Annotated in this window: 9 protein-coding genes; 2 read left to right on the top strand and 7 right to left on the bottom strand. The window is 68.8% G+C overall.

Annotation, left to right across the window (positions count from 1 at the left end; translation table 11 throughout):
- Positions 1-631: 631 nt before the first annotated feature.
- The 5 genes from P3G67_RS25135 to P3G67_RS25115 all read right to left on the bottom strand — a co-directional run bounded on the left by P3G67_RS25135 (position 632) and on the right by P3G67_RS25115 (position 4,636).
- Entirely contained in the window at positions 632-1,870 is a 1,239-nt protein-coding gene (locus tag P3G67_RS25135) for an IS256 family transposase (protein ID WP_276095526.1), read from the bottom strand.
- A 249-nt stretch (positions 1,871-2,119) separates the two neighbouring features.
- Entirely contained in the window at positions 2,120-3,013 is an 894-nt protein-coding gene (locus P3G67_RS25130; protein ID WP_276095512.1) for a hypothetical protein, read from the bottom strand.
- Between the two features lie 130 nt (positions 3,014-3,143).
- A complete protein-coding gene (locus P3G67_RS25125) occupies positions 3,144-3,830 on the bottom strand; it encodes a DUF317 domain-containing protein (protein WP_276095511.1) in 687 nt (228 codons plus the stop codon).
- 79 nt (positions 3,831-3,909) lie between these two features.
- Positions 3,910-4,191: a hypothetical protein gene (locus tag P3G67_RS25120; protein WP_276095525.1), complete on the bottom strand. Its 282-nt coding sequence runs from the start codon at positions 4,189-4,191 to the stop codon at positions 3,910-3,912.
- Positions 4,192-4,282: 91 nt separating this feature from the next.
- A complete protein-coding gene (locus tag P3G67_RS25115) occupies positions 4,283-4,636 on the bottom strand; it encodes a DUF317 domain-containing protein (protein WP_276095510.1) in 354 nt (117 codons plus the stop codon).
- A 393-nt stretch (positions 4,637-5,029) separates the two neighbouring features.
- Here P3G67_RS25115 and P3G67_RS25110 point away from each other — a divergent pair, with 393 nt between their 5' ends.
- A complete protein-coding gene (locus P3G67_RS25110; RefSeq protein WP_276095509.1) occupies positions 5,030-5,947 on the top strand; it encodes an NADP-dependent oxidoreductase in 918 nt (305 codons plus the stop codon).
- Positions 5,948-6,146: 199 nt separating this feature from the next.
- On the opposite strand, the gene P3G67_RS25105 is transcribed toward P3G67_RS25110, so the two are convergent.
- Positions 6,147-6,665 carry a hypothetical protein gene (locus P3G67_RS25105; protein ID WP_276095508.1) on the bottom strand — a complete coding sequence of 173 codons (519 nt, stop codon included), beginning with the start codon at positions 6,663-6,665 and terminating at the stop codon, positions 6,147-6,149.
- Between the two features lie 152 nt (positions 6,666-6,817).
- Here P3G67_RS25105 and P3G67_RS25100 point away from each other — a divergent pair, with 152 nt between their 5' ends.
- Complete coding sequence (locus tag P3G67_RS25100) at positions 6,818-7,375, top strand: hypothetical protein (protein ID WP_276095507.1); 558 nt, start codon at positions 6,818-6,820, stop codon at positions 7,373-7,375.
- Between the two features lie 74 nt (positions 7,376-7,449).
- On the opposite strand, the gene P3G67_RS25095 is transcribed toward P3G67_RS25100, so the two are convergent.
- On the bottom strand, positions 7,450-8,457 hold the full coding sequence (locus P3G67_RS25095) for an MSCRAMM family protein (RefSeq protein WP_276095506.1): 1,008 nt from the start codon (positions 8,455-8,457) through the stop codon (positions 7,450-7,452).
- Positions 8,458-8,578: the final 121 nt, after the last annotated feature.

Raw genomic sequence — 8,578 nt, 5'->3', positions numbered from 1 at the left:
ACGTAGAAAGTGCCTTCCAACTGGACCGACAGAACCCCTCAGCAAGGTTCATCGTCCCTGGTAAGAAGGCACTTTCGCATTCACGACACTATGGCCACCCTCACTCCAACCGAAACGCCGAGGCTAGGGCACCCGGCCGTCGAGTCGGCCGAGGACAACCCTGTCCGCGTGCTCCAGCACGAGGAACAACTCCTCCGAGGCCGGGAATGTACGCCAAATCCCCGCCCAACTAGTGGGGCTCACGCAGGCGGTTGACGGTTCGACGGTCTTGGACTCCGCGAGGCGGATCGGTGGGCGCTTCGAGCGCTCCAGTTCCCTTCGCGGTCTTCCTCATCGCGCTCGATGTCTTCGCCACCAGCCGGTTCCCGATCTGGGAACCGGCTGGTGATCACCCATACCGACGACGTCGGTGTACTGCGGTTTACGGGGAATCTCCACACCTCTGCGCGGGATCGCCACCTGTCGGCGGCTGCGTTCCAGCAGGCCAGCGCATTCCGTCGGTTGGCCCCATCGGCGGCTGCGCATTGCGTCGACGGCACGACCGCATGCGCGAGGTGCCCGGCAGGGGAGTATCACGAATGCGGTGTTCACCGCTCGGTTGGAGTAGTGATTTCTCGTTGATCTGATCGGCCTACGCTCGTCCGGCCGAGAGTCGGCCGTCGAAGGCGATGTCGAACGCGTTCATCGCCTCCATCCAGCGGCTGGTCCACCGCTTGCGTCCGCGCCCGGTGGGGTCCAGGGCGAGCGTGGTGAGGTAGAGCCGCTTGAGGGCAGCGGTCTCGTTGGGAAAGTGCCCGCAGGCGTTGACCGAGCGCCGGTAGCGCGCGTTCAGGCTCTCGATCGCGTTCGTTGTCGAGACGATCTTCCGGATCGGTGACGGGAAGCCGAGGAAGGGCACCACCTCGCTCCACGATCGCTCCCATGCCCGGACCGCGGCTGGATACTTGGCCTCCCATTTCTCGCTGAACTCGGCGAGCCGGGCGAGGGCCTCGTCCTCGTTGGCCGCGGTGTAGACGGGCTTGAGGTCGCGGGCGGCGGCATCCCAGTCCTGGCGCGAGATGTATCGCAGAGTTGTGCGAATGAGGTGAACAATGCAGAGCTGGACCACGGTCTGAGGGAAGACGGTGTTGACCGCCTCCGGCAGGCCCTTCAATCCGTCGCAGACGAGCATCAGCACGTCGCGCACCCCGCGGTTTTGCAGCTCGGCCAGAACGTTCTGCCAGTACTTGGCGCCCTCGCCGCCGTCCCCGGCCCACAGTCCCAAGATCTCCCGGTGGCCGTCGCAGGTGACCGCGAGCACGACATAGATCGGACGGTTCGCCACCGCACCATCTCTGATCTTCACGTTCACGCAGTCGACGAACAGGACCGGGTAGACCGGATCGAGCGGACGCGTGCGCCAGTCCGCCATGGAGTCCAGGGCCTTGTCGGTGATCGTGGAGACCGTCTCCTTGGAGGTCTCCATTCCGTACGTCTCGGCGAGATGCGCGACGATCTCCCCTGAGGTGAGGCCCTTCGCGGTGAGCGAGAGGACCATCTCCTCCAGGCCGCCGGTCCGCCGCGCGTACTTGGGCAGCAGGCTGGAGTTGAAAGTGCCCAGACGGTCCCGGGGAACCTGCACCGTCACGGTGCCGACCTCCGTTATCACCTTCCTCGGCCGGTAGCCGTTTCGGGCGTTGCCCCCGGACCGGGAGCCACGGCCGCCGGTGCGGCCGGCCTCCTCGGCCAGGTGCAGGTCCATCTCCGCCTCGACGGCGGCCTGCATCAGGTGCCGGGTGAGCTCGACGAGGAGCCCGCCCTCGCCCATCAGTCTCAGTCTGCCGTCGCGGACCCTGTCGGCGGCGAGGTCAGCCAGCTCGTCCAGCAGCATGGGGCTCAGACCATGCGCGAGGGCGGCCTCTCGGCTGCGGGTGGTTTCCTTCGATGCCACATCGGCACCGTCAACGCCTTTGCCCTGCACCGCAACCGACACGCCGTCAGCATCCTCGATCAGGTGACCGGTCTTCGTGTCCATCAGGGGTCCCTTCTGAGCGGGTGACCACCTGATTCATGACACTCCCCCCGGCAGGCCGAAGCGCCTGCCGGGCACCGAAATTTCACCGGAGGGTGCGCAATTGGCTTATGAGACGGATGGTTTCACCGACGGGGCAGATGCGGGACGCTGGACCGTGACCAGACGGTCGCGCCGTACGCGGATATCGGCGATGCGGTCCTCGGCGGGAAGGTACACGAGAAGGTCGGTGTGGCTCTCGCCTCCGCGGTCGGCCACGGCCACCACGAAGTGCACATCGGCGCAGCCCGAGAGGGCGTACGCGTCGCCGGACCTGAGCGAGCTGGCGCGGTCGTCGAACACGTCGAGCGTGCGGTTCTCCCAGTCGGCGGCCTGCGCCTGCATGTGCGGCAGGGTGTAGGTCTGGCGGGCGACCTCGGCCTCCTCCCAGTGGCGTCGGCACGGCGCGCATTCGTTGGGGGCTCCGGGGTTGGGGCCGGCGAGCTGCCGCTCGCAGTAGGCGTTGCCGGTCACGGAGTTTCGGCGATGCCCGGTCACCAGGTTCGCCCGGCCCTTGGGGGCCCACAGCAGGGTGTCGTCGCCGTGGCACGGCTCGCCCTCGGGCAAGACGAGGTCGCCTGCCCGCTGCCGGAATCGGTCGAGGGCCTCGCTCAGGCGGGTGCAGTTGGCACACACGCGACGCGCCGAGGAGCGGCGGGCTTCGAGCGGCTTGCCGCAATAGCCCAGTAGGTGGCCGGGGATCGGTCGGTGAGCCGTGGCGCTCGGGCCCGTGCCGGCGGCGGGTCGGGCATCCGGCTCGCCGCCGGGGTGCGGCGGCGTGGTGAGGATGAGCCGGGCTCGCGCGCAGCTCTGGCACGGGGAGTGCGCCGTGTTCTCGGCGATGGGCGCGAGGTCGGGTGAGTGCGTGGCGCACGCGGTCAACGGCTGGGCGTCGAGCAGGATGCCGTGGTGGGCGGTGCCGTTCGTCGGGCCGATGGCGAGGCGGATCAAGGGCAGGGACAAGCAGACCTCCTGAACGTGGACGAGTGAGGTGGCTCATGAAGCTGGTGGGCACAGCGATGTGCGCCGTCTCCCGCTCGCAGGCAGGAGACGGCGCGTGGGAGACCGGGACGTGCGTGTCCTGGCGGGGGCGTCAGCCGCGGCGGACGACGGTGAGCCGGTCGTGTGAACTCTCCGGCAGCGTGCGCCGTGGTACCGGGACCGGTGAGGCCAGCGAGGAGGCGAAGGCGGCGACCAGGTCGTGCGGAACGCTCGCGCTGAAGCTGGCACACCACAGGTAGGGGGCGCCCAGGGTGGGTTCCGCCCACGCCTGCCAGCCCAGCAGGTCATCGCGCGGGTCGGCGTCGTGGATGAGCGGCGGCAGCGTCTCCAGGGAGACGTGCCCGGAGAAGCCGGGGTCCGTGGCGGTCGTGCGCGGGCGGTCCATGTCGCGGAGCCAGCCCCGCGCGCTGAGCGCCGTGAGCACCGACTCGTGGTCCGCGAAACCCGTGTCGGGCGCCTCCCGGGCGTCAAGGGCAAGAAGGAGGTCGGCGAGCGCCTCGGGCGGGACGCCGGCGGTGAAGTAGGCGTTCCACTCCGTCATGGCGGCGTCGGCGTGGGGACGGGCGGACAGTTGCCAGGCAACCGGGAGTCCGCCGAGTTCGAACGGGTAGCTGGCGAGGATCCACTCGGCGCCGCGCAGCTCGTCCGGGCTCACGTACAGCAGGGTGTTGCGGGAGGTCGGCCACATGCGCCAGCCAAGCCCGCGCAGGGTGTCGCCGATCCGCTCGGCGAGAGCGTCGTCGTCACCGGCCAGGTGGCGTGGGGTGACCCAGTACACCGGGTCCGGCGAGGCGGGGAGGGAGGGGTCGAGGGGGCGGTGCGAGTTCAGGGGCGCCTCCCTGGGGTTCGTGGGTGGTTCACTGGCTGGCGCTCGGCCCGCCGGCGCCGCGTCGGCGGCGCGGGCGTGCCTCGGTCGGCTCCTGCCAGGTGAGGGCGACGGCGACGTCGGGCGGCAGGTTGCCGAGCTGCTCGGCGTCCTTGGCCTCGGCGATGAAGACCACCGGATCTCCGTGCTCGTCCACTGTGGCGATCACTTCGCCCAGGCGGTGAGCCATGGGGAAGAAGGGGTTGATGGCCAGGCGAGCGGGTGCGTCGCGGTCGCAGGCCGACAGGCGGTCGACGAGTTCTCCGACGGTCATCTCACGCGGGTGCGATTCCAAGGCGTTCTCCAAGCGGTAACGGGCGGGCACGAGGCCCAACGGCAGGGGAAGGCTATGCGTCACGTACAGGTCACAGGGGCCGAGAGGTGGCCAGCACCTGGGCTACGGCCGCAGCGATGATCTCCGCTGGCGTCTCCGTGTCGAAGGACATCCGGTACCCCGGGACCTTCGCGGCGCCGGTGACAGCGATCACCCAGCCCTCTCCGTCGCCACCGGGCCGGCCCATCGGGAACCAGCCGAGATAGAACCGCCCGTCGCGCGAGTTGATGTGGACATCCGCCCGGTCGTCCACGACGAGCTTGAAGTCAGCATCCGTGAACTGGTCGATCACCTGCCCCGGCTGGCCGGGGCCCAGTTTCCAGGAGCGAAGCCGCAGGGCCTCCACCGTCGTGGCAAATCCGGGTGAAGCTACATCCACAGTCACGGGCATCACCTCTCTGACCTCGGGGTACTCGGGGGAAGGTCGTTTAGGTTGACATGCCCCTGCTGCTTCCACCAGTCATTGCGGGATCTTTCCTGTCTGCCCCAGGCGAACTGGCGAAAGACGAACGCTGTTGGGTCTTACGGCTGATGTCGTAATCGCACGAGCCGTGTCGTACCGATGTCGTGTACGACATCGCCGTGAGACTGGCGCGTGGGTGGGTGTTGCTGCTCTGGGTGTGTGGTGCTCGTCGAGCTCCGGTTGGACATGACGCGTTTCAGTGGTCCGTCCGTCTGTGGTGACGGATCTTGTTGCCGTTCCTCTGTGGGCTAATCAGCCCACTCCATGGCTTGGGCGGCGCCAGAGTCGGCGAGCACGAGATATACGGAGGTACCAGTGAAGGCAGTCGTCGCGACGGATCCGGCCGCGGAAGCAGCCGGGATCACACTCGCGGAGCGGCCTGAGCCGAGGCCGGCGATCAACGACGTCGTCGTTGAGGTCCATGCGTCGGGCTTCGTCCCCGCGGAGTGGGAGTGGCCCTCGACGTGGGTCGATCGCGCCGGTCGCGATCGAGCCCAGGCGATCATCGGCCACGAGTTCGCCGGAGTGGTCACCTCCCTCGGCTACGGCACGACGGGGCTCTCGCTGGGACAGCGGGTGTTCGGGATCACGGACTGGCACCGCGATGGAACCCTGGCCGAGTACGCGGCCGTGGAGGCACGCAACCTAGCGCCGCTGCCGGGGAACGTCGACTTCACGGTGGCTGCGAGCCTGCCGATCTCCGGCCTGACCGCGTGGCAGGGTCTGTTCCAGCACGGTCGTCTTCGGGCGGGGCAGAGCGTCCTCGCACACGGCGCCGCCGGCGCAGTCGGGTCCGTGGTTACGCAGCTCGCCCGGGAGTTCGGCGCCTACGTCATCGGTACCGGTCGGGCGGCGGACCGCCAGGCGGCGCTCGACTTCGGCGCGAACGAGTTCCTCGACCTCTCCACCGAGGATCTCGACGACATCGGCGGGGTCGACGTGGTCTTCGATGTCATCGGCGCTGACATCCAAAGGCGCTCGGCGAGAATCATCCGGCCTGGCGGGACGCTGGTGTCGGTGGTCGGGCCTGTTGAGGCTCGCCCTGCCGACGGCTTGGCGGTCGACTTCGTCGTCGAGTCCGTTCCGAGTCAGCTGGTGGAGATCGTCGACCGGGTGCGGGACGGGCGCCTTCGCACGCACATCGGAACCGTCGCGACCCTCGACGACGCCATCCCTGCGCTCAACCCGACCGAACGGCGCAAGGGCAAGACCGTCATCCACGTGCGCCCCTGAACGCCCTGGAATGGGCCAACAGCGGTGGTGGGCTGGACGACCGTTGACCTGCCCGGTGTCGGACGAGGAAATGCCACGGACTTGAGACTGATCATGGTGACACGGCCGTGAGACAACCAAGAAAGCCCAGGTCGCAAAAGATCGACATGTCGGACGCGGCGAGATCCTACAAACGCCCCCACCCGCGATCCGCCCTCCGTCAGGTGTTCAGGTCCCGCACGATGGCCTCGACGACCGCGTCCGAACCCTCGATCGACATGGGCATCACGACACCGACCACCGTTCGGTGCGCAGCGCCCCCCGAGAGCAGCGCCGGCTCGGGCGCCGCGGTCACGATCCGCAAAACGCCGCACCCCGGAGCCCCCTCGATCCGGTAGCCGGGCTGAAGGCGAGACAGCCAGGCGTGGTCCACCGCCACGGCGGCGCCGTGCACCGCGCCGACGCGCAGGCCGCGCGTCGCCCAGGCCGACCAGGCGGCCTCGCTCCAGTCGGCGCCGTGGGTCTGGTCCGGGATAACGTCCGAGAGGTCCGGATGCTGCTCACCGACCCAGCGTGACGGCTGCGCCTTACGGAGGACCCACTGCCCATCCCGGTCGACCTCGCCGGGGTCAAGGCCCGGGGTGATGCGCATGTCCAGAGCGACGTGTCCATCGGTGATCCGGTCGCCGTGGACCCAGACCTTGTCCTTATTGACGACCCAGTCGCAGAGCCGCTCCATTGACGCTGTCACTCGTACTCCAAGGAGAGATCGTTGCCCCTACACGGTAGACGGGCGTGCCTGAGTGCTTCACCCGGCGAGTGAGAGCTTGATGGCGAGGCTGAGCGTTTGAAGCCGTCCAGGGGACGCTTCAGCGGGCCTACGCTTCGAAGGTGCGGAACACGAAGGCATTCAAGGAAGCCGTTGCCCAGACGCTCACGGAGCTGGCCCACCTCGGGGTGACCCTCGCGCCGGCGACCGTCGAGGACACCATCGAGAAGAACATCAGCACCGTGGCGGAGCGGCTCGGGATTCAGGTGCGCTCCGCCTGGCGGTACTTCGACGCCAAGGCCACAGCCGGCCGCCTGGCGCAGAGCCTGTCCTCCTACGAGGAGAGCAGCAATGAGAAGGGCGTGGGCCAGGCCCCGATGCCGCCGGTCGGCAACCCCGAACTCGCCCTGGTCCTCGCCGGGGTGCCCGACTCCCTGGCCCAGACCGGCGGCGACCTGTACGCAGTCATCGTCAACGTCGCGGTCAACGCGTGGATGGCCGGCCACATCCACGGCGAGGACGGCTGCACCGGGTGCGGCGACCGCGGCCCGGCCGGGCACGACTGGGAAGCCCGGATGCGCTCCATCACCGAGGTGCAGCCGAACATCACCAGGTGGTTCGACCGCGACGTGTGGACCGCCGCCGTCAACGACGCCGGTTTCACCGTCACCCGCCGCTGACCTGCAGGGCATGCCAAAGCCCCCGGATCGCGAGGGCGAATTCCGGGGGCCGGGCCTCGGTGGGGCAGGTTGCGTCAGTTCTCGGTGGAGCCGTCGTCGGTGCGGCGTCGGCGGGCGACGATGACGGCGCCTGCGCCGATGGCGAGGAGCAGTCCGGCGCCAGCGAGCAGCCACGGTGTGGCGTCGGCGCCGGTGTGCGCCAGCGTGCCCTGGGGTGCAGGCGCTGCGGTACTCGATGTGGTTTGGTCTGCGGCCGGGGTGTCGGACGGAGATGTGGACGGGGACGAGGTGCTCTCGTCCCCGTGCAGCTTGTCCGAGGCCGGCTTGTCCGTCGGCTTTTCGGTCGGCTTCTCGGTGGGGGTGGCGGGCGGTGTGGTGCTGGAGGTCTTGGCGTTGGAGACGGTCACGGTGACGGGATCGCCTGGCTTGGCCGTGAAGGTCTTCGAGGGCTTGTAGAGGTCGTAGCCGTCGGGTGCCTTGACCTGCTTGACCCAGAAGTCGGTGCCGGTAGGAGAGTTGACCGGCAACTGCGCGGTGGCCGACCCGTTGGAACCGGTGGTCAAAGTGAGGACGGTCTTGTCGCCGCTGCCGATGTCGACTGTGGAGCCGGCCAGCAGCTTGCCGCTCGTGTCGTCCTTGGCCGTCAGCCGGAGCGAGGCGGGCTTGAAGGGGTCGATAATCGTCATCGGTGCGGCGGCGCCGGGCGTGACGATGACGTCCTGGTCATCGACCGTGTCGAGCAGCTTGCTGCCGCTGGAGACCTCCTTGAGGCGGTAGACGCCCGGGGCCAAGTCCTTGAAGGCCAGCTGTCCATCGGCGTTGGTCTTACCGCTGCCGACTTCCTTGCCTGCGGAGTCGAGCAGGGTGAACGTGGCACCGGCGAGAACCTCGCCTGCGGGGTCCTTCTTCAGGATGGCAACGCCACCGGTCTCCGCCGCGATACGCGGTGCCGGTGCGGTGGACGTGGAGGGCGTGGGGTCGGGACTCTGCGCCGAGGCAGCCGGGGCCCAGGACAGGGTGCCGGTGACCGCAGCGGCGACAGCGACGGCGGCAGGCAGCCGGCGGATGGAACGGATGCGCAAGAAGAGGGTCTCCTGGGTGGGATGGGCACAACTTCCCATCGGTGCGAAGGTGATGAGGCGGGTCAGCGGGAGCGGCCGGCGGCGGGCTAGTTGGCGGGACGGCCGGTGCTGTGGGGCGCTG

Origin of the sequence: Streptomyces silvisoli (assembly GCF_029269905.1) — a bacterium.
Classification (GTDB): domain Bacteria; phylum Actinomycetota; class Actinomycetes; order Streptomycetales; family Streptomycetaceae; genus Streptantibioticus_A; species Streptantibioticus_A silvisoli_A.
The sequence above is the reverse complement of the archived record's forward strand: the minus strand, read 5'-3'. Positions and strand labels throughout refer to the sequence as shown.

Bases quoted from the DNA above. Each gene is read 5' to 3' on its own strand.
- P3G67_RS25135 (WP_276095526.1), bottom strand. From the start codon at position 1,870: ATGCTGCTGGACGAGCTGGCTGACCTCGCCGCCGACAGGGTCCGCGAC.
- P3G67_RS25120 (WP_276095525.1), bottom strand. From the start codon at position 4,191: ATGACCGTCGGAGAACTCGTCGACCGCCTGTCGGCCTGCGACCGCGAC.
- P3G67_RS25105 (WP_276095508.1), bottom strand. From the start codon at position 6,665: ATGGAGCGGCTCTGCGACTGGGTCGTCAATAAGGACAAGGTCTGGGTC.